The organism is Cupriavidus sp. GW823-FHT06D04 (assembly GCF_058795055.1).
In genome coordinates, this window is the sequence record NZ_JBXAHL010000020.1 from 106,009 (window position 1) to 127,397 (window position 21,389).

A 21,389-nucleotide genomic window follows, 5' to 3' on the forward strand; every position below is an offset into this window, starting at 1 on the left:
CGATGTTCGCCCTCTTCCTGGAAAACCAGACGCTGCTGGTCATCAACGGCGGCGTGCTGCTGGCGATGGTGCTGCTCTCGATACTGTGCCGGCATGACCGGCCGGCGGACCGCGTGCTGTTCGGCGGCGTCGCCGCCTTGCTGCTGGCGGTGTACCTGACCTGGCGCATCCGCGAAACACTGCCGGACTGGCAGATGACCTTCGCCAGCGTGTGGGCCCATGTGTTCTTTACCTTCGAATGCATGACGCTGGCCTATACGCTGCTGTCGATCGTGGTGCTGGCGCGCACCAGCAACCACACCCCAGACGCCGACGCGGGCGAGGCCGCCTTGCGCCGCGCCAAGCAGGTGCCGCCGGTGGACATCTTCATTGCCACCTACAACGAAGGCCTGGACATCCTGGAGAAGACCATTGTCTCGGCGCTGGCGATCGACTACCCGGACTTCCGCGTCTGGGTGCTGGACGACACCCGCCGCGACTGGCTGCGCGAGTTCTGCGAACGCGTCGGCGCGCACTACGTGACGCGCCCGGACAATGCCCACGCCAAGGCCGGCAATCTCAACAACGGCCTGCGCCACAGCGCCGCGGCCGGCGGCGCGCCCTACATCCTGGTGCTGGACGCCGACTTCGCGCCGCATCGCAATATCCTGCTGCGAACCGTGGGCCTGTTCAGCGATGCGCGCGTGGGCGTAGTGCAGACGCCCCAGTTCTATTACAACGCGGATCCGATCCAGTACAACCTGCGCGCCACCGAATGCTGGGTCGATGAGCAACGCGCCTTCTTCGACGTGATGCAGCCAGCCAAGGACGCCTGGGGCGCGGCGTTCTGCATCGGCACCTCGTTCGTGGTGCGGCGCGATCTGATCGACCTGATCGGCGGCTTTCCCACCGGCACGGTGACCGAGGACATCCACCTGACCTACCGGCTGCTGCCGCACGGCTATCTCACGCGCTGGCTCAATGAGCGCCTGAGCGTGGGGCTGTCCGCCGAAGGCCTGCCCGAGTACATCAGCCAGCGCAGCCGCTGGGGGCTGGGCACGATCCAGGTGGCGCTGACCGCGGACGGGCCACTGCGCGGGCGCGGCTACACCGGGATGCAGCGGCTGCACTACGTGCACGGCCTGCTGCACTGGCTGTCGCGGCCGTTCACGCTGATGCTGCTGGCAGGGCCGCTGCTGTACTGGTACCTCGGCGTCTCCACGCTGTACGGCGAGCCGCTGCAGTTCCTCGCCTACGGCCTGCCGGCGCTGGTGGCGTACTGGGCGTACAGCATCTGGATCACCGGCCAGCGCGCGCTGCCGATCTTCACCGAAGTCACGCAGATCGTGGCGGCGCTGGCCGTCACCGCATCGCTGGTGAGCGCGATGTTCAAGCCATTCGGGCGGCCATTCAAGGTGACAAACAAGGGGCTGGACCGCTCCAAGCTGGTGATCCACGGCAAGTTCGTTGCGCTGTACGCGGGGTTGCTGGGTTTCTCCGCGCTGGGACTGGGCCGCGCCCTGGTGGTGGACCCCGATGCGCAAGGGCTCGCCTTCAACACGATCTGGACCGGGGTGGCGCTGATGCTGTACCTGGCCTCGCTGCTGGTCTGCGTGGAACTGCCGCGCCCGCGCAAGGAAGAGCGCTTCCCGCACCGCGCGGCAGCGCTGCTGCGCGTGGATGGCAAGGAATACCGCGTGACCACCAGGGACCTGTCCTGCAACGGCGTTGCCGTCACCACGCCGCTGGCGCCGGCCATCCCCGCCGGCACCGAGGGCGCGCTGTGGCTGGAGCAGACCGGCTGGATCCCGTGCCGCGTGGTGCGCCGCGACGGGCAGTTGCTGGGCATCGCCCTGAACGCCGGCATGGCGGCGCGCCACGCGCTGATCCGGCTGCTGTTCACCGATCCCGCACACAACATCGCCCGGCAGGGGCGGCCCAAGCTGGCGCTGTCGCGCTTTGTGCGGCGCGCGCTGCTGGGCTGAACCATGCCAGATAACAATCCCCACTCTCCGGAACCATCCATGCGAAGCTTGCCACGCCCCCGTACCCTGCCCCCGCCGCGCCTGCTGCTGCCCGCCGCGCTCGTGCTGGCCCTTGCGGCCTGCTCGCTCGAACCGCAATACCAGCGCCCCGACGCGCCGGTCCCGTCGGCGTGGCCGGAGGGCGCTGCCTACCGCACCCCGCAGGCCAGTGCGGCACAGCCGGGTCAGCCGGCCCAACCCGCCGGCCCTTCGGCCGCGGACCTGGGATGGCGCGATGTTTTCATCGACCCGCAACTGCGGCAGCTGATCGAACTGGCGCTGGCCAACAACCGCGACCTGCGCATGGCCACGCTTGCCATTGACGAAGCGCGCGCGCTGTACCAGATCGAGCGCGCGGCGCAATTCCCCACGGTGGAGGGCAATGCCGGCATGGTCTCGCAGCGGCTGCCGCAACGGCTGCGCGCGGCGGGCCAGTCGCCGCAGATCACCACCTATAACGCAGGCATCGGCTTCACCGCGTTCGAGCTTGATTTCTTCGGCCGGGTGCGCAGCCTCAAGCATGCCGCGCTCGAGGAATACATGGCCACGGAAGAAGCGCGCCGCAGCGCGCAGATCAGCCTGGTGTCCGAGGTGGCCAACGCCTACCTGACGCTGCTGGCCGACCGCGCGCTGCTGAAGCTGTCGCAGGACACGCTGAAGACGCAGCAGGACGCGGCAGAGATGGTGCGGCGCGGGCGCCAGGTCGGTGCGATGGCGCAACTGGACCAGCATCGCGCGCAAACCCAGGTGCAGACCTCGCAGGTGGGCGTTGAGCAATACACGCGGCAGGTGGCGCAGGATGAGAACGCGCTGTCCTTGCTGATCGGCGGCCCGTTGCCGAAATCCGTGACCGATGCCGGCGCGGCAACTGCCAACGCCAACGCGGCCGCGCAAGATCCGCTGGACGCGCGCACCCTGGTGAGCGAGTTCCCCGAAGGGTTGCCGTCCAGCGTGCTGGTGCGCCGCCCCGACATCCTCAACGCCGAGCACCGCCTCAAGGCGGCCAACGCCAATATCGGCGCGGCGCGCGCGGCCTTCTTCCCGCGCATCTCGCTGACCGGCGCGCTGGGCGTGGCCAGCAGCAGCCTGGCGGGGCTGTTCTCCGGCGGCATGGCGTGGGTGTTCGCGCCGCAGCTGACCGTGCCGATCTTCGACGCCGGGCGTAACCGTGCCGGGCTGGATGCGGCCAACGTGCGCAAGGACATCAACGTCGCCAACTACGAGAAGACCATCCAGACCGCGTTCCGCGAAGTGGCCGACAGCATGGCGGCACGCGCCACCTACGAGCGCCAGGTGCAGGCGCAGGAAGCCCTGGTGCGCGAAGGCAGCGAGACCCGGCGGCTGTCGGAAATGCGTTTCAAGAACGGCGTGGACGACTACTTCGGCGTGTTCGACGCGCAGCGCCAGCTCTACACCGCGCAGCAGGCGCTGATCACGTACAAGCTGGCCGGCCTGACCAGCCGCGTATCGCTGTACAAGTCGCTGGGCGGCGGCTGGCGCGAGGTGACCGAGGCCGCCCCGGCGGCCAATGGCGGTGCACGCCAGGCACCCGCCGCGCGGCCGCAAGCCGCGGCACAGCCCCAGGCGGCAGCACGGCCTCAAGCCGTGACGCAACCTCAAGCCGTAGCGCGGTCCCAGGCCGTGGCGCAGCCTCAAGCTGCCGCACAGCCTCAAGCCGCCGCACAGCCGCAAGCCGTGACACCGGCTCAGGCCGCAGCCCAGCCCCAGGCCGTAGCGCAACCCCAGGCTCCGGCGCAATCCCCGGCGGCGGCACAGCCGGCACCCGTCGCGGCTACGCCGCGCTGAGCCGGGCGTGCGGGACCCAGGCGCTGGTCAGAAGTACTTCAGCCAGCGCCAGTCCCGCCGCCTTGCCTTCAGCGCCGCGAACCAGCGCACCGTCGGCCACAGCACCAGGGCCAGCACGGCCGCCCCCAGCCACAGCTGCCAGACGTGGTCGAGACCGAACACCTTGCCCTGGTTCAGTCCCCAGCGGTGCACGCAGGCCTGGTACAGCCCCTGCAGCACGTAGAGGTGCAGCAGGTAGAAGAACATCGGCACGGCGCCGAACACGGCCATGCGCCGCGCGATCCAGCCGCCCTGCGCACGCTCCAGCCACGCCAGCAGCAACCAGCCCACTCCCAGCGTCAGCAGCAGGAACAGCAGCGACGGCGGGTACTTGGTGACGTTGAGGAAGCTCATCGCGGTGTGCAAGGCGTCGCTGCCCGAGATCCACTTCTGCTCCTGCCCGTAGCCGTTCAGCCCGCGCAGCACCGCAAAGCCTGCCAGCGCCGCCAGCCCGCATCCAGCCAGCAGCCGCTGCCGCACCCCGGCAGGCACCGTGGCGGCAAACCACGGCCCCGCCGCATAGCCCAGCGCAATCACGCCGATCCACGGCAGCACCGGGTATGAGGTGCGCACCCTGAAGCCGTCAGCCACCTCGATCCAGGTGCGGTCGTGCAGGATGGCCCAGGGCACGTGCCAGGCGCTGTCCACCGGGAAATGCAGCGGGCTCAGAAGGTTGTGGCCAGCCACCAGCGCAATGCCCGCGGCAATCAGCACCGCCCGCGGCAGCCATACCAGTGCCGCCAGCGCCATCATGCTCAGGCCGATGGCCCAGATCACCTGCAAGTAGATCACCTGCGGCGGCAAGGTCCCGGTCCAGGCAAAGCCGACCAGCGTCACCTCCAGCAGCACCAGGAACACAGCGCGCTTGAGCAGGAAGCCGCTGACGGCACGCCGGTCGTGGCCGGCGGCACCGTAGAGCCACGCCGATACGCCGGCCAGCCAGATGAAAACCGGTGCGCACAGATGCGCGGCGAGCCGGCTGAAGAAAAGTGCCGGAGAGGTCGTGGCGACATCCATGGGATCGGCCACCTGGACGTGCAGGAAGAACATATCCCGCACGTGGTCCAGCAGCATGGTCAGGATCACCAGTCCGCGCAGAGCATCAATGGACAGCAGCCGGCCGCCGGCCGGCCGCGTGCCCGCGGCAGAAGGGAAGACTGTCGGAGAAGACAGGGGCGCGGCAGTGCGCGACTTGGCTGGCAGCATCGTCAATAGCTCAGTTGCACGCCCAGCCGCACGCTGCGGCCCGCGCCCGGCGCAATCCACAGGCTGCTGTACGAACTGGCGTAGTAGGTCTTGTCGAACAGGTTGCCCACATTGAGCGACACACGCACATTGCGGCTGTATTGCCAGTAGCCATGCAGATCCACCAGCACATAGGCTGGCAGCGAGAAGCTGTCCTGCACATCGCCCGGACGCCGCCCCACGTAACGCAGGCCGGCACCAACGCCATAGCGCTGGCCCACCGGCGCGGCATCCTCGTACACCGCCAGCAAGCTGCCGCTGGTGCGCGGCACGTTGGACAGCGGCGTGCCGGCGGCAAGTCGCGTGTCCTGCGTGATCTCGGCATCGGTCAGCGCAAAGCTGCCCGACACGCGCCAGTGGGTGCCAAGCTGCCCGGCCACGTCCAGCTCCAGGCCGCGGCTGCGCGCTTCGCCGGCGGCGATATAGAAGGACGGATCGGACGGGTCGGCGGCCAGCACATTGCGCTTGCGGATCTCAAAGATCGCCAGCGTGGCGCCGGTGCGGCGGTCCTCGCTGTCGAACTTGATGCCGGCCTCCACGGCGCGGCCGCGCTCGGGGTCGAACGGCTGGCCCGCGGCGTCGGCGCCGGCATTGGGGCGGAATGACTGGCTGGCATTGGCAAACAGCGACACGTTCTGGCTGGCCAGGTAGCTCACGCCCACGCGCGGCGACACCGCGTTCTGGTGCTGCGTGGTGCGCGTGCCGCGCAGGTGGTTGTCCAGCGACTGGTCGACGGCGTCGAAGCGCACGCCGGCCAGCACGCGCCAGCGCTCGCCCAGGCTCAGCTGGTCCTGCAAGTAGGCGCCGAGATTGCGCTGGCGCTCGTACGTGTCCATGTTCCACGGTATCGGCGGCGCCGGCTGGCCATAGGCCGGCTCGTAGATGTCGATCGCGTACGGCGCCGCGGCGCTGGGGTTCTTGCGCAGGATCGCCATGGTATTGCCGAAACGGTAGGCATCCACCCCCATCAGCAGTTCATGCCCGACCGGGCCGGTGCTGAACTTGCCGGTCACGCTGGCCTGCAGCGAGACATCGTCCGACTGGAAGTCGCGGTAGCGGCGCTGGCGCCAGAGCGTGCGGCCATCGGCGGCCAGTGAAGTCGCCTCGCTGCTGTGCCCCGTCAGTGCGCCGCCGCGATACGACAGGCCGAGCCTGCCCTTCCAGTTTGGATTGAACTGGTGCTCCACGCTGAGCTGGTGCGACTGGCTGTCCAGCCGCATGTCGCCGTCGCCGGGCTCGCCCAGGAAGCGCGAGCGCGGGATGCGCCCCAGCTGGCCGTTGACGGCCACCACGCCGCGGTCCATCGGCGTGGTGTAGCGCTGGAATTCAGCCGCGTACTGCAGCACGGTGTCGTTACCGAGCGTCCAGGTGAACGACGGCGCCACCAGGTAGCGCTGGCTGTTGATGTAGTCGCGCGTGCTGCCCTGGTGGTCGGCCACGGCGATCAGCCGGCCGGCCACGTTCTCGCCGAGCGGGCCGCTGACGTCGGCCGTGACACGATAGCCGTCGCGCGTGCCAAGCTCGAAGCCATAGCGCTGCGCGGGCCGGAACTGCGGCTGGCGCGTGACCACGTTGAAGGTGCCGCCCGGCTCGCTGGTGCCGTACAGCGATGACGTGGGGCCCTTGAGCACTTCCACGCGCTCGATGGTGGCCGCATCCATCGGCGCGGTATAGCCGCGGTTGGCGGCAAAGCCGTTGACCAGGTAGCCCGCGCCGGTGTTCTCATGGCCGGTGAAGCCGCGCATGGCGAAGTTGTCCCACAGGCCGCCGAAGTTGTTCTGGCGCGCGATGCCGCTGACATAGTCGAAGGACTGGTCGAAACGGGTCGCGGCGATGTCGTCCAGCATGGCGCGCGGCACCACGCGCACTGACTGCGGAATCTCGCGCAGCGGCGTGTCGGTGCGGGTCGCGCCGGAGGCGTCGGGTGGGTTGTATGATGCGGAGGCCGTGCCGACCACCGACACCGCCGGCAGCGTAATATCGGAGGCCTCGGCGGTATCCGCCGCCTCGGCCAGGCCGGACATCGCCAGCATCAGGGCGGCCACCGGCCGCAATGAGCGCGCCTGGACCGGGCGCAAGTCTGGTACAGCAGGCAGGAACGAAAACGGCATGCGGTGCCGGGCACGGCTGGGCTGCGCAAGCAGCATAAGGAACACCCCAATAAAAACGAGTCGCGGCGGCGGCCATCCGACTGGCAAACCGCAGCGACTCACTAATGATAATAATTTCTCATTAAGATTTTAGGCATGGAACGCATGACCCGTCAACGCGGCGCCGTCATCGACGCGCTGCGCGAAGCTGGCCGGCCCCTGAGCCCGGCCGAAATCCTGGCCGCGGCACAGCGCCAGGTGCCGTCCCTGGGTCTGGCCACGGTCTATCGCAACATCCGCACCCTGCTGGACGATGCGCAGGTGCATGCGGTGGAACTGCCGGGCCAGCCCGACCGCTATGAACTGGCGGGCGAACCCGGCGCCGTGACGCACCGCCACTACTTCCAGTGCCTGACGTGCGATCGCGTATTTCCGCTGGAAGGGTGTCCCGGGCACATGGAAGAGATCACGCCGCCGGGCTTCGAGGTGGAGCACCACGAGCTGACGCTGCTGGGGCGTTGCCCGGACTGCGCCAGCAAGTCCGGCAAGCGGCGCAAGGCGGCGGCGCGGGACCACTGAACAGCGGCGTGTTCGGGGCACGGCCAACTGTACTGAGCCGCTGGTCCACACCTGTATATGGCGCTTGCGCCGTGCTTGCCGCATGATGCGGCAGCATTGCACAGGCCACGCCATCAAACAGGATCTCCAAATTGCCGCAAACCGCCGCCCACCGTCGCTCGACCCTGATCGCCGTGCTGGCCCTGACCGGCTCGATGGCCTCGCTGTGCATCGGCACCTCGTTTGCCAAGAGCCTGTTCTCGGCGCTCGGGGCACAGGGCACCACGGCGCTGCGGGTGAGTTTCTCGGCGCTGATCCTGCTGTGCGTCTGGCGCCCGTGGCGCATCCCGCTGACGCGGGCCAACGCGCGCGCGATCGCGCTGTACGGTGCGGCGCTGGGCGCGACCAACCTGCTGTTCTACATGTCGCTGCGCACCATCCCGCTGGGGCTGGCGATCGCGATCGAGTTCACCGGGCCGCTGACGGTCGCGGTGCTGTCGTCGCGGCGCGCGATCGATTTCCTGTGGATCGCCTTTGCCGTGGCCGGGCTGCTGCTGTTGCTGCCGGTGGGCGATGCCGCCGGCACGCTGGATCCTGTGGGCATCGGCTATGCGCTTGCCGCGGGGGTGGGCTGGGCGCTGTATATCGTGTTCGGGCAGATGGCGGGCAACGCCCACGGCGGGCAGGCCACCTCGCTGGGGCTGACCATAGCGGCCCTGGTGGTGCTGCCGTTCGGGCTGGCGCATGCGGGCACCGCGATGTTCAGCCCGACGCTGCTGCTGTTCGGGCTGGCGGTGGGCATCCTGTCGAGCGCGATTCCCTATTCGCTGGAGATGGTGGCGCTCAAGCGGCTGCACCGGCGCACCTTCGGCATCCTGCTGAGCATGGAGCCGGCGATGGGCGCGCTGGCCGGGCTGGCGTTCCTGCATGAACAGCTGAACGCGCTGCAATGGCTGGCGATCGCCAGCATCATCACGGCCTCGGTCGGCTGCACCATGACCTCGCGCGGCAAGCGCGAAGCCGGTTGACCGCTGGGCTCAGGACGCGCTGAACCAGTCCGCCGGCAGCCGCAGCTCGCTGCACGCCGGCTGGCCAAGCGCCAGCGTGACTTCATGCAGGTAGCTGTCCTCCGGATTGCGGCGGCTGGCAAAACCGAGGCCGCGCAGGATGGCCAGCATGCGGCGGTTCTCGCTGAGCACGTCGCCGCGCAGGGTGCGCAGGCCGGCCGCGCGGGCCAGCTCGCACAGCCTGGCGATCAGGCGCCGCCCCAGTCCCTGCCCTTGCCAGCCGTCGGCAACGACCACGGCAAATTCCCCGACCTGCCCGGACACCACGTATTCCGCACTGGCGACAATGGCTGATACGCCCTCTGCGTCGGGCGCCGCCTCCACCACCAGCGCCACCCCGCCAGGGCCTGGCGCGGCCAGGCCGTCGACAATCGCGTCCACCACGCGCCCGCCGCTCAGGAAGCGGAAGTAACGGCTCTCACGCGAAAGCCCGTCCACCAGCGCGCGCAGCGCCCCACCATCCTGTGGCCGCGTACGGCGCAGCGTGACCTGCACGCCCCGTCCCACCATCCAGCTTTCCGCCTTGCCCGTGCGGGCTTCGCTTTGATCATCCATCCTGGCACCATCTGGATTCAAAATTTGTAGTCAGAGTATAGGAGATAACCTGACTTTTGCAAATGAAGTCAGCATGCTATGCTTGCCCGCATCATGACCCCCAATGCGTCCGACCTCCGCCACTGCTCGATTGCCGCCACGCTGTCGCTGATCGGCGAAAAGTGGACAATGCTGATCCTGCGCGACGTCTTCCACGGCGTGACGCGCTTCGACGACTTCCTGCGCCGGCTGGAATGCTCGCCCGCGGTGCTGTCCGCGCGCCTCAAGACGCTGACCGACGCCGGTCTGCTGCGCAAGGTCGGCTACCGCGAGCCCGGCGAGCGCGAACGCTCCGAATACCGCCCCACCCGCGCCGCCGTGGAGTTGCTGCCGGTGCTGGTCGGCCTGATGCAGTGGGGCGACAGCCACATGGCCCCGTCCGGCGAAGGCCCGGTGCAGATCCGCTCGCGCGCCAGCGGCAAGCTGGTACGCGCGGCACTGGTCGACGAGGACGGCGCGGAAGTATCGCCGCGAGATATGCGGATCGTCCCCGTCAACGCCCAGTCCCCGGCTTCGGACCAGTAGCACCGAGCGCGGTATTGCACCGCACCAGCGCAGCCCACCGCACTGCACCATGAGTGTGCCGCCAGCCCGGCGGCCGCCCCACCACAGCGCATCCCGGCATCACTCCACCGCACCTCAGCGCAACAAACCCCCACTCACCGTCACATACCGGCCTGGCACACCCCTTGCGTAACAGGGTACGGGCCCGTCAACGGCGACCGGCCCACCCCACATACGCAGCCTCTATTCCATGTAGTGGCTGTCAGGACAACGGCGTCCCCTGAACTGGCCTGAACGGCCTGGTTTGCGGGACGCCATTTGTTTTTGGAGCCAAGGACGATGACCGCCAAAGCCACCCGCATCGAGCTGCTGAGCTTTAAGACCCCGCAGATGCGCGCCTTCCACCTGACCTGGATGGCGTTCTTCGTCTGCTTCTTTGCGTGGTTTGCCTGCGCGCCGCTGATGCCGGTGCTCAAGGGCGAGTTCGGCCTGACCCCGGGCCAGATCGCCAACATCAATATCGCGGCGGTGGCGGTGACCATCCTGGTGCGCCTGGTGATCGGCCCGATGTGCGACCGCTTCGGCCCGCGCAAGACCTATACCGGCCTGCTGGCGCTGGGCGCGCTGCCGGTGCTGGGCGTGGCGCTGGCACAGAACTACGAGACCTTCCTGACCTTCCGCCTGCTGATCGGCGCAGTCGGCGCCAGCTTTGTGATCACGCAGTACCACACATCGGTGATGTTCGCGCCCAACGTAGTCGGCACCGCCAACGCAGCCGCGGCCGGCTGGGGCAATGCCGGCGGCGGCGCCGCGCAAGCCATCATGCCGCTGCTGCTGGCCGCCGTGCTGATGCTCGGCGCCGACCACGCGTTCGGCTGGCGCTTCGCCCTGCTGGTGCCGGGCGTGCTGATGCTGATCATGGCCGTCGTCTACTGGCGCTTCACCCAGGACTGCCCGGAAGGCAACTACTCGGACCTGCGCGCCCGCGGCATCGCCATCACCGGCAAGGACGGCGGCAAGGGCGGCGGCTGGGCCAGCTTCCGCGCCGCCAGCGCCAACTATCGCGTGTGGCTGCTGTTCATCACCTACGGCGCCTGCTTCGGCGTGGAGATCTTCATCCACAACATCGCCGCCTCGTACTACGTCGACCGCTTCGGCCTGAGCCTGAAGGCCGCCGGCATGGCCGCCGCGAGCTTCGGCCTGCTGGCGCTGTTTGCCCGCGCCCTGGGTGGCTGGTTGTCGGACAAGGCGGCGCGCCGCCGCGGCCTGGACGCACGCGCCACGCTGCTGTTCGTGCTGATTCTGGGCGAAGGCCTGGGCCTGCTGTGGTTCGCGCAGGCCGGCAACGTGACGCTGGCGGTGGTCGCGATGCTGCTGTTCGGCCTGTTCACCCACATGGCCTGCGGCGCGACCTACGCCCTGGTGCCCTTTATCGACCGCAAGGCGCTGGGCGGCGTGGCCGGCATCATCGGCGCTGGCGGCAACGTGGGCGCCGTCGCCGCGGGCTTCCTGCTCAAGGGCCTGGGCGACCTGCAGCACACGCTGACGGTGCTGGGCGTGCTGGCCACCATCGCCGCCCTTTGCGCCATCGCCATCCGCTTCAGCGCCGAGCACAAGGCCCAGGAGCAGGCGCTGTACGACAGCGCAATGGCCAACTGATTTTGAAGCATCGCTCCCACAGCACAACAAGCAGCAAAGACTGACTACCGGACAAGGAAAGCATCATGAAACTGATCATCGTCGGCCACGGCATGGTGGGTCACAAGTTCCTGGAATGCCTGGCGGAAGCCGGCGCGCAGAACGTGGAAGTGACCGTGCTGTGCGAAGAACCGCGTCCCGCCTACGATCGCGTGCACCTGTCCGAGTTCTTCGCCGGCAAGTCAGCCGAGGACCTGTCGCTGGTGCCCGCCGGCTTCTTCGAGCAGCACAACAACATGCTGCTGCGCCTGAATGCGCGTGCGGTAGAGATCGACCGCGCCGCGCGCACGGTGAAGGTATCGACCGGCGAGACCCTGTCCTATGACAAGCTGATCCTGGCCACCGGCTCCTACCCCTTCGTGCCGCCGGTGCCGGGCAAGGACCGCAAGGACTGCTTTGTCTATCGCACCATCGAAGACCTGGAAGCGATGCGCGAATGCGGTGCGCGCTCGAAGACCGGCGTGGTGGTCGGCGGTGGTTTGCTTGGCCTGGAGTGCGCCAAGGCGCTGCGCGACATGGACCTGCAGACGCACGTGGTGGAGTTTGCGCCGCGCCTGATGGCGGTGCAGGTCGACGAAGGCGGCGGCCGCATGCTGCGCCAGAAGATCCATGGCCTGGGCGTGACCGCGCATACCGGCAAGAACACGGTGGAGATCATCGACGGCGAAGACGGCACCCACCGCATGGTGTTTGCCGACGGCACCCACCTCGACACCGACATGATCGTGTTCTCGGCCGGCATCCGCCCGCGCGACGAACTGGCGCGCACCAGCGGCCTGGCGGTGGGCGAGCGCGGCGGCATCGTGGTGGACAACCAGTGCCTCACCTCGGACCCCGACATCTACGCCATCGGCGAATGCGCGCTGTGGCAAGGCAAGATCTACGGCCTGGTGGCGCCGGGCTATGACATGGCCCGCGTCGCCGCGCGCCACCTGCAGGGCGAAGCCGCCGAGTTTGCCGGCGCCGACATGAGCACCAAGCTCAAGCTGATGGGCGTGGACGTGGCCAGCATCGGCGACCCGCACGGCACCGTGCCGGGCGCGCGCTTCTACCAGTTCTGCGACGACCGCAAGGAGGTCTACAAGAAGCTGGTGGTGTCCGACTGCGGCAAGTACCTGCTGGGCGGCGTGCTGATCGGCGACGCCAGCGAGTACGGCACGCTGCTGCAGATGATGCTGAACAAGATCGAGCTGCCCGAGTCGCCCGAATTCCTGATCCTGCCCGACAGCAGCGGCAAGGCCAAGCCCGCGCTGGGCGCCGACGCCCTGCCCGACACTGCCCAGATCTGCTCGTGCAACAACGTCTCCAAGAGCGAGATCTGTTCGGCCGTGTGCGACGGCGCCACCAGCATCGGCGCGCTCAAGACCTGCACCAAGGCCGGCACCGCCTGCGGCGGCTGCGTGCCGCTGGTCACGCAGATCATGAAGGCCGAGATGAAGAAGCAGGGCATGGCCGTCAACAACCATCTCTGCGAGCACTTCCCGTACTCGCGCCAGGAGCTGTATCACCTGGTGCGCGTGGGCAAGTTCAAGACCTTCGATGCGCTGCTGGAAGCGCACGGCAAGGGCATGGGCTGCGATATCTGCAAGCCGGCAGTGGGCAGCATCCTGGCCTCGTGCTGGAACGAGTTCGTGCTCAAGGAAGAGCACGCCAGCCTGCAGGACTCTAACGACTACTACCTGGCCAACATCCAGAAGGACGGCACCTACTCGGTGGTGCCGCGCATGCCGGGTGGCGAAGTCACGCCCGAGGGCCTGATCGCGGTCGGCCAGGTGGCAAAGAAATATGGTCTCTACACCAAGATCACCGGCGGCCAGCGCGTGGACCTTTTTGGTGCACGTGCCGAGGAACTGCCTTTCATCTGGGAAGAACTGATCGCCGCCGGCTTTGAATCGGGCCATGCCTACGGCAAGGCGCTGCGCACGGTGAAGTCGTGCGTGGGCTCCACGTGGTGCCGCTATGGCGTGGGCGATTCGGTGGGCCTGGCGATCGAACTGGAGAACCGCTACAAGGGCCTGCGCGCGCCGCACAAGATCAAGTTCGGCGTGTCCGGCTGCACCCGCGAATGCGCCGAGGCGCAAGGCAAGGATGTTGGCGTGATCGCCACGGACAAGGGCTGGAACCTGTACGTGTGCGGCAACGGCGGCATGAAGCCGCGCCATGCAGAGCTGCTGGCCAGCGACCTCGACCACGACACCCTGGTGCGCTACATCGACCGCTTCCTGATGTTCTACGTGCGCACCGCCGACCGCCTGCAGCGCACCAGCGTCTGGCGCGACAACCTGGAAGGCGGCCTGGACTACCTCAAGGCCGTGGTGCTGGACGACAAGCTGGGCCTCGCCGCCGAACTGGAAGCCGAGATGCAGCACGTGGTCGACACCTACGAAGACGAGTGGAAGAAGGCCGTGACCGATCCCGAGACACGCAAGCGCTTCCGCCACTTCGTCAACAGCGACCGCCGCGACGACAACGTCGCCTTCATCGAAGAGCGCGGGCAGATCCGCCCGGCCACGCCGGAGGAACGGAAATTGCATCGTTCCCGCCTGAGCCACATTCCCGTGGTGTCCATGCCCGCGAAAGCAGCCTGACCGTGCCCGCAAACAAGGAGAACGTGATGAGCCATCCCCACCATCCTGAGACCTGGACCGCCGTCTGCACCGTGCGCGATATCGTGCCCAACACTGGTGTGTGCGCGCTGGTGGACGACAAGCAGGTCGCCGTGTTCCGCATCGGCCGTGGCGACGAGGTCTACGCCATCGACAACTTCGATCCCAACTCGCAGGCCGCGGTGCTGTCGCGCGGGCTGGTCGGCAACCTGGGCGAGCGCCTGGTGGTGGCTTCGCCGATCTACAAGCATCACTTCGACCTGCGCACCGGCGAGTGCCTGGAAGCCCCCGAGCATTCGGTCAATGCCTACGCCGCACGCGTCTATGACGGCAAGATCTGGATTGCCGCCGGCGTGGCCGTGAGCGAGGCCGAGGAAGAACTCGCCGCCTGACACCGGCGCCCATTTGATGTTCCCCCTGTCCTCAAGCCACGCCAACGGAGATGCCGGCATGACGCCTTCCGCCAACCCCCAAGCCCGCCCGCGCCTGGTCGTCGTCGGCAACGGCATGGCCGGCATGCGCACTGTGGAGGAGCTGCTCAGGCTCGCCCCGGACCTGTACGACATCACGGTGTTCGGGGCCGAGCCGCACGGCAACTACAACCGCATCCTGCTGTCGCCGGTGCTGGCCGGCGAAAAGTCGGTGGCGGACATCATGCTGAATACGCGCGAGTGGTACACCGAGCGTGGCATCGAACTGCTTGCCGGCGATCCGGTGGTGGCCATCGACCGCCCGCGCCGCATCGTGCGTTCAGCCTCGGGGCGCGAAGTGCGCTACGACCGCCTGCTGCTGGCTACCGGCTCCAAGCCCTTCATCCTGCCGGTGCCGGGTCACCAGCTCGACGGCGTGATCGCCTTCCGCGATATCCAGGACGTGGAGACCATGCAGCAAGCCGCGCGCGACCACCGCCATGCGGTGGTGATCGGCGGCGGCCTGCTTGGGCTGGAGGCGGCCAACGGGCTGCTGCGCCAGGGCATGGACGTGACCGTGGTGCACCTGCCCGACAGCCTGATGGAGCGCCAGCTCGACAAGCCCGCCGCCACGCTGCTCCAGAGCGCGCTCGAACGCAAAGGCCTGCGCTTCCTGCTGGGCGCGCAGACCGCGGAGATCCTCGGCACCGACCGCGTCACCGGCGTGCGCTTCAAGGACGGCAGCGAGATCCCCGCCGACCTGGTGGTGATGACCGCCGGCGTGCGCCCCAATATCGAACTGGCCACCGGCGCCGGCCTGCACTGCGAGCGCGCCATCGTCGTCGACGACACGCTGCAGACCTATGATCCGCGCATCTACGCCGTGGGCGAGTGCGTGCAGCATCGCCAGGCCACCTTCGGCCTGGTGGCGCCGATCTGGGACCAGGCGCGCGTGTGCGCCGCGCACCTCGCCGGTGCCGGCCATCGCCGTTACGTGCAGCAGGCCACCGCGACTAAACTGAAAGTGACCGGCGTCGACCTGTATTCTGCCGGCGACTTCATCGGCGCCGAAGGCAGTGAAGACCTGGTGCTGCGCGATCCGCGCCGCGGCGTCTACAAGCGCCTGGTGCTGCAGGACGGTTATCTGGTCGGCGCCGTGCTGTACGGCGACGTGCAGGACGGCCCCTGGTACTTCGACATGATCCAACGCCGCACGCCGGTGGGCGCGCTGCGCCAGCGCCTGTTGTTCGGTCAGGCGCAGTGCGAAGCGCTCGCCGCATAAGCATCACCGTAAGTAAGCTATACAACGCCCCCGCACGGAGAACGCGTGAACCTGTCCGACATCCCGGTCGTCTCGGCGACACTGACCACCACCACCGCCACCACCTGCCCGTACTGCGGCGTCGGCTGCGGCGTGCGCGCCACCGTGCGTGCCGACGGCCAGGTCGAGATCGCGGGCGACGCGCAGCACCCGTCCAATCACGGCCGGCTGTGCGTGAAAGGCTCGGCGCTCGGTGAAACCGTGGACCTGGAAGGCCGCCTGCTCCACCCCAAGGTGCGCGGCACCGACGGCTCGCTGCAGCAAGTCTCCTGGGACCATGCGCTGGACACCGTAGCGCAAGGCTTCTCGGACATCGTCCGCCGCCACGGCCCGGATTCGGTCGCGCTCTATGTCTCGGGCCAGCTGCTGACCGAGGACTACTACATCGCCAACAAGCTGATGAAGGGCTTCATCGGCAGCGCCAATATCGACACCAACTCGCGCCTGTGCATGTCGTCGGCCGTGGCCGGCCACAAGCGCGCCTTCGGCGAAGACCTGGTGCCGGGCAACTACGAAGACCTGGAACTGGCCGACCTGGTGGTGCTGGTGGGCTCCAACACCGCGTGGTGCCATCCGATCCTGTTCCAGCGCCTGTCCCAGGCCAAGGAAGCGCGCCCCGAGATGAAGATCGTGGCGATCGACCCGCGCCGCACCGCCACCTGCGAACTGGCCGACCTGCACCTGGCGATCCGCCCGGGCACCGACGTGTGGCTGTTCAACGGGCTGCTGAGCTACCTCGCGCGCGAAGGCCGCACCAGCGCCGCCTTCGTCGCCGCCAGCACCGCGGGGCTGGACGAAGCCCTGCAGGCCGCGGATGCGGCCTGCGCCGATCCCGCTGCCGTGGCCCGCGCCTGCAAGCTGAACGTGCAGGACGTGCTGGCGTTCTACCAGCTGTTCGCGCAGACCGAAAAGACCGTGACCGCCTTCTCGCAAGGCGTCAACCAGTCGTCGGCCGGCACCGACAAGGTCAACAGCATCATCAACTGCCACCTGCTGACCGGCCGCATCGGCGCCCCGGGAATGGGCCCGTTTTCGCTCACCGGCCAGCCCAATGCAATGGGCGGGCGCGAGGTCGGCGGCCTGGCCAACATGCTGGCCGCACACATGGAACTGGCCAACCCGCTGCATCGCGACGTCGTGCAAAGCTTCTGGCAATCGCCGATGGTGGCCGACCGCCCGGGCCTGAAGGCGGTGGAACTGTTCGAGGCCATCGAAGCCGGCCGCGTCAAGGCGGTCTGGGTGATCGCCACCAACCCCGTGGTGAGCCTGCCCGACGCCGACCAGGTGCGCCGCGCGCTGGCCAGGTGCGAACTGGTGGTCACCAGCGACATCATCGAGCGCACCGACACCAACGCCGCTGCGCACGTGCTGCTGCCCGCGCTGGGGTGGGGCGAGAAAGACGGCACCGTTACCAACTCGGAACGGCGCATTTCCCGTCAACGCGCCTTCCTGCCCGCGCCTGGCGAGGCGCGCGCCGACTGGCGGATCCTGTGCGACGTCGCGCGCCGCATGGGCTTTGACGGCTTCGACTATGCGGGCGTGCATGAAATTTTCGACGAGCACGCGCGCCTGAGCGCCTGGCGCAACGATGCCGCACCGCGCGTGTTCGACATCGGCGCGCTGGCCGGGCTGGACCAGGCGCACTATGACGCGCTGGAGCCCGTGCAATGGCCGCTGCCCGCGGGCGCTCCGGCCGGCGCCGGCACGCAGCGCCTGTTTGCCGATGGCCGCTACGCCCATGCCGACGGCCTGGCCCGCTTTGTCGCCACGCCGCCGCGCTCGCCGGCCCACGCGCCCGACGACGATTTCCCGCTGATCCTCAACACCGGCCGCGTGCGCGACCAGTGGCACACCATGACGCGCACCGGCAAGTCGGCCAAGCTGGCCGACCACCTGCCCGAGCCCTTCGTCGACATGCACCCGCAGGACGCGCTGCTGTCCGGCGTGGGCGAAGGCAAGCTCGCGCGCGTCAGCACGCGCTGGGGCGCGATGGTGGCACGCGTGCGCCATGGCGGTGGCATCCCGCGCGGCAGCGTGTTCGTGCCGATCCACTGGAACGGCCAGTTCAGCTCCGACGCACGCGTCGGCGCGCTGGTCAATCCTGTGGTCGATCCCGTTTCCGGCGAGCCCGAATTCAAGCACACGCCGGTACGCGTGGAGCCATTCGGCGTGAACTGGCATGGCTTCGTGCTGAGCCGCGGCGCGCTGCCCGCCGAAGCGCTGACCTACTGGACGCGCGTGCAGGGCCGACAGTTCCAGCGCTATGAATTCGCCGGCCGCGACACCGTGGCCGACCGCACCGCCTGGGCCCGAGCGCTGCTCGGCGTGACCGACCCGGACGCCGACTGGCTCGAGTACGAGGACCGCACCGCCGGCGTCTACCATGCGGGCTATGTCGTCAACGACCGGCTTGAAGCGTGCGTCTACGTGTCGACGCGGCCCGAGCTGCCCTCGCGCGCGTGGCTCGCCGGCCTGTTCGGCCGCGAGCAGCTGGAAGACGCCGACCGCATCGGCCTGCTGCTCGGCCAGCCGATGGAGAAAGGCGCCGACACCGGCCCGACGGTGTGCTCGTGCTTTGGCGTGGGCCGCAACACCATCTGCGACGCCGTGCGCAAGCACGACCTGAAGACGCCTGCGGAGATCACCGCCTGCGTCAAGGCCGGCGGCAACTGCGGCTCGTGCGTGCCGGAACTGAAAAAGCTGCTGGTGGAAGTGCGCGTGGCCGAAGTCGCCTGAGCGGTGCGGTAGCGAGGCAACTGGGTTAGCAGCCAGCCGGCCTGATCTTTCATCAGGGATTAGGCACCCTTCACGAGAACCAGATTGTGGTCGCCGCGGCATGCCCCCATGCTAGCCGCGCCCCCCCCGACAAGCCGCCCCGGACTCACGGTGCGGCACCAATCTGGAGACAGCATGAAGGATGCGAAGGATTTGCACGCCGCGCCACGATGGCTGGCGGGCGTGATGGTGATGGCTTCGGCGCTAGCTGGCACAAGCGGCGCGGCGGCGGCTGACGCCTACCCCGGCAAGCCGATCACGCTGGTCGTCCCCTACTCCGCCGGCGGCCCGACCGATGTCGTGGCACGCACACTGGCGCAGGCGATGTCGCAGGATCTCGGCCAGAGCGTGGTGGTGGAAAACCGCACCGGCGCCGGCGGCACTGTGGCTGCCGCCTTTGTCGCCCGCGCACAGGCGGACGGCTATACGCTGCTGATCCACCATAACGGCATGGCGACCGCGCCGGCACTGTACAAGAAGCTGTCCTACGCGCCGCTGAAGGATTTCGAGTATGTCGGCCAGGTGGCGGACGTGCCGATGACCCTGATGGGCCGCAAGGACCTGCCAGCCAAGACCGTACCGGAACTGATCCGCTACGTGACGCAGAACAAGGACAAGGTGTCGCTGGCCAATGCCGGGTTGGGCGCCGTATCGCAGCTATGCGGCGTGCTGTTCGAGCAATCGGTCCACGTAAAGCTCAATGCGATCCCTTACCAGGGCGCCGGCCCCGCGCTGACCGCGCTGCTGGGCGGCCAGGTCGACCTGCTGTGCGACCAGACCACGGCCACGCTGCCGCATATCCAGGCCGACCGCGTACGCCTGTTCGGCGTGACCACGCCGGCGCGGATCAAGGCGCTGCCCAGTGCGCCAACGCTGCAGGAAGGCGGTCTCAAGGGCTTTGACGTCAAGGTCTGGCATGGCATCTACGCGCCCAAGGGCACGTCGCCCGCTGTGGTGGCGCGGCTGACCAAGGCCCTACAGAAGGGGCTGCAAGATCCCGTGGTGATCAAGAAGCTCGATGGCCTGGGCGCGGAAATCGTGCCGATCGACAAGCAGACGCCGGAAGGCCTGCGCACGCTGCTCAAGGCCGAGAGCGACAAGTGGCAGCCGCTACTGAAGTCGATGCAGATCGAAGCCGACTAAGCTTCTTGTCGGTCATGCCGCCGGTGCCAGGCACCGGTGGCCCTAATTGCTGGCATTACGTTATAGAATCATCCCCGACTTCTCCGGCGATCGTTCTGAATTGCCCATTCTCGCAGTAGCCGGTGCCAGCTCGCACCGCCTCTTCGCGCCCGACTCAGCGGCGCATTCATTTTCCGGATTTACCCACTGTTAGGCGGTAATGCCGTCTTGTTGCGTCGCGTTTTGCGCGTCTCGGCCGGTATCGCCACGTCCCCTCAATGTTGAAGTCCGAGGAGGCTTCCCCATGCCATCTCCCTGCCTGCTGCCCGTGCTTGCCCTCGCCGTGTGCATGGTCGGCGCTGCCGAATTCATGCTGTCACCGATGCTGGCGCCACTTGCAGGCGCCTTTGCCACCACCCCGGCTCGCGCATCGGGACTGGTATCTGCCTATGCCCTTTCCTATGCCGTCGCCGCGCCGCTGATAGGCTGGTTCTCCGATCGTGCCGGTCGGCGCCGCGTGCTGCTGGCTGCATTGCTGCTGTTCGCGCTGGATGGCATCGTCCTTACGCTCGCGCCTACGCTGCATGTCGCCATGGCACTGCGTATCCTCGGCGGACTCGCCGCCGCGGCCACGATTCCCACAGTCTTTGCATTGATCGCAGATCTGGTTCCCCCGGCGCGACAGGCCGGCGCCATGGGCAGCGTCATGCTGGGCATGACCGCTGGCATTGCCGCAGGCCCGGCAGTGGCTGGGGTGCTGGCCGATGGATTGGGCTGGCGCGCACCTTTCCTTGTCACTGCCGGTGGTTGCCTGGCCGCATTTCTTGCCGGCTGCCACGTACTTCCGTGCAATCTGCCGCGCAGCGGCGATTCCCAGGAAAAACTCAGGAACACCGCGACATCTTCAGGCATCTTGCTGCCATTGATCGCGAAAGGCGCCTGGAATGGAAGCGCCGTGGCGGGCTATGTACTGGCGGGGGAAGTGCTGCGACTGCGTTACGGGCTCGGCGTGGCCGGTGTCGGCGCGGCACTGTCAGTGTTCGGCCTCGGCCTGGGCGTCGGCAATCTGCTGGCAGGGCGTGCCAGCCAGTGCTTCGTGCGCGAGGAAAGTGTTCTGATGGTAGCCACCGCGCTTGTCGCCGTGGCGATGACCCTGTTCACGACAGCCATCCTGGGGTTGCCCGGGTCGCTTGGCTGCCTGCTGGCATGGGGCGCGGCACTCGGCATCGCGGCACCATCGAGCACCGCCATACTGGCTCGGCGGGCTGCGACGGCAAAGGGACAGGTCCTGGCCGTCTCGGAAAGCATCAACAACCTGGCTGTGCTGATGCTGATACCGATCGCGGCCGGCTCACTGGCAGTGCACGGCACCGTCCCAGCCGCATTGCTGGTTGGAGGCTGCTGCCTGGCCGGCGTTGCACTGACTGTCGCGGACCGGCGGATGACGGCATGAGGTGGCGCGGGTGCGATATTCCGCCGCGCCAAAGCAAAAACCCCCAGCCTTTTGGGGCTGGGGGTTCTGCGGTATAAGAGCCTGGCGATGACCTACTT

Annotated in this window: 15 protein-coding genes; 12 read left to right on the plus strand and 3 right to left on the minus strand. The window is 68.0% G+C overall.

What is annotated here, in order from left to right; genetic code table 11:
* Positions 1 to 2 precede the first annotated feature (2 nt).
* Both AC1Q7H_RS23370 and AC1Q7H_RS23375 read left to right on the plus strand, forming a co-directional pair.
* Positions 3 to 1,964 (plus strand): glycosyltransferase, encoded by a 1,962-nt coding sequence (locus AC1Q7H_RS23370; protein ID WP_492381781.1) that lies wholly within the window; start codon positions 3 to 5, stop codon positions 1,962 to 1,964.
* Positions 1,965 to 2,003: 39 nt separating this feature from the next.
* Positions 2,004 to 3,809, plus strand: coding sequence for an efflux transporter outer membrane subunit (locus AC1Q7H_RS23375; protein WP_492381782.1), 1,806 nt, complete (start codon positions 2,004 to 2,006; stop codon positions 3,807 to 3,809).
* 27 nt (positions 3,810 to 3,836) lie between these two features.
* On the opposite strand, the gene AC1Q7H_RS23380 is transcribed toward AC1Q7H_RS23375, so the two are convergent.
* The gene (locus AC1Q7H_RS23380; RefSeq protein WP_492381783.1) at positions 3,837 to 5,054 is read right to left on the minus strand and encodes an acetyltransferase domain-containing protein; all 1,218 of its coding nucleotides are present in this window, start codon (positions 5,052 to 5,054) and stop codon (positions 3,837 to 3,839) included.
* A 2-nt stretch (positions 5,055 to 5,056) separates the two neighbouring features.
* On the minus strand, positions 5,057 to 7,240 hold the full coding sequence (locus AC1Q7H_RS23385; protein WP_492381784.1) for a TonB-dependent siderophore receptor: 2,184 nt from the start codon (positions 7,238 to 7,240) through the stop codon (positions 5,057 to 5,059).
* Between the two features lie 99 nt (positions 7,241 to 7,339).
* Between AC1Q7H_RS23385 and AC1Q7H_RS23390 the strand changes: the two genes are divergently transcribed.
* Positions 7,340 to 7,762 (plus strand): Fur family transcriptional regulator, encoded by a 423-nt coding sequence (locus tag AC1Q7H_RS23390; protein WP_153956622.1) that lies wholly within the window; start codon positions 7,340 to 7,342, stop codon positions 7,760 to 7,762.
* Between the two features lie 131 nt (positions 7,763 to 7,893).
* Positions 7,894 to 8,769, plus strand: coding sequence for an EamA family transporter (locus AC1Q7H_RS23395; RefSeq protein ID WP_211981010.1), 876 nt, complete (start codon positions 7,894 to 7,896; stop codon positions 8,767 to 8,769).
* 9 nt (positions 8,770 to 8,778) lie between these two features.
* Here the strand turns inward: AC1Q7H_RS23395 and AC1Q7H_RS23400 are convergent, their stop codons facing one another.
* On the minus strand, positions 8,779 to 9,363 hold the full coding sequence (locus AC1Q7H_RS23400; protein ID WP_492381785.1) for a GNAT family N-acetyltransferase: 585 nt from the start codon (positions 9,361 to 9,363) through the stop codon (positions 8,779 to 8,781).
* Between the two features lie 78 nt (positions 9,364 to 9,441).
* Between AC1Q7H_RS23400 and AC1Q7H_RS23405 the strand changes: the two genes are divergently transcribed.
* The 8 genes from AC1Q7H_RS23405 to AC1Q7H_RS23440 all read left to right on the plus strand — a co-directional run bounded on the left by AC1Q7H_RS23405 (position 9,442) and on the right by AC1Q7H_RS23440 (position 21,291).
* Positions 9,442 to 9,927, plus strand: a complete 486-nt coding sequence (locus AC1Q7H_RS23405; RefSeq protein ID WP_211981009.1) for a winged helix-turn-helix transcriptional regulator — start codon at positions 9,442 to 9,444, stop codon at positions 9,925 to 9,927.
* Between the two features lie 318 nt (positions 9,928 to 10,245).
* The gene (locus AC1Q7H_RS23410; RefSeq protein ID WP_013952410.1) at positions 10,246 to 11,565 is read left to right on the plus strand and encodes an MFS transporter; all 1,320 of its coding nucleotides are present in this window, start codon (positions 10,246 to 10,248) and stop codon (positions 11,563 to 11,565) included.
* A gap of 65 nt (positions 11,566 to 11,630) precedes the next feature.
* Positions 11,631 to 14,192: a nitrite reductase large subunit NirB gene (nirB, locus tag AC1Q7H_RS23415; RefSeq protein ID WP_153956619.1), complete on the plus strand. Its 2,562-nt coding sequence runs from the start codon at positions 11,631 to 11,633 to the stop codon at positions 14,190 to 14,192.
* A 26-nt stretch (positions 14,193 to 14,218) separates the two neighbouring features.
* Entirely contained in the window at positions 14,219 to 14,602 is a 384-nt protein-coding gene (gene nirD, locus AC1Q7H_RS23420) for a nitrite reductase small subunit NirD (protein ID WP_041228566.1), read from the plus strand.
* A 58-nt stretch (positions 14,603 to 14,660) separates the two neighbouring features.
* Positions 14,661 to 15,902, plus strand: coding sequence for an NAD(P)/FAD-dependent oxidoreductase (locus tag AC1Q7H_RS23425; RefSeq protein ID WP_013952407.1), 1,242 nt, complete (start codon positions 14,661 to 14,663; stop codon positions 15,900 to 15,902).
* A 45-nt stretch (positions 15,903 to 15,947) separates the two neighbouring features.
* Positions 15,948 to 18,677, plus strand: a complete 2,730-nt coding sequence (locus AC1Q7H_RS23430) for a nitrate reductase (RefSeq protein WP_013952406.1) — start codon at positions 15,948 to 15,950, stop codon at positions 18,675 to 18,677.
* Positions 18,678 to 18,851: 174 nt separating this feature from the next.
* A complete protein-coding gene (locus AC1Q7H_RS23435) occupies positions 18,852 to 19,859 on the plus strand; it encodes a tripartite tricarboxylate transporter substrate-binding protein (RefSeq protein WP_492380001.1) in 1,008 nt (335 codons plus the stop codon).
* 283 nt (positions 19,860 to 20,142) lie between these two features.
* On the plus strand, positions 20,143 to 21,291 hold the full coding sequence (locus AC1Q7H_RS23440) for an MFS transporter (protein WP_492381786.1): 1,149 nt from the start codon (positions 20,143 to 20,145) through the stop codon (positions 21,289 to 21,291).
* Positions 21,292 to 21,389 lie beyond the last annotated feature (98 nt).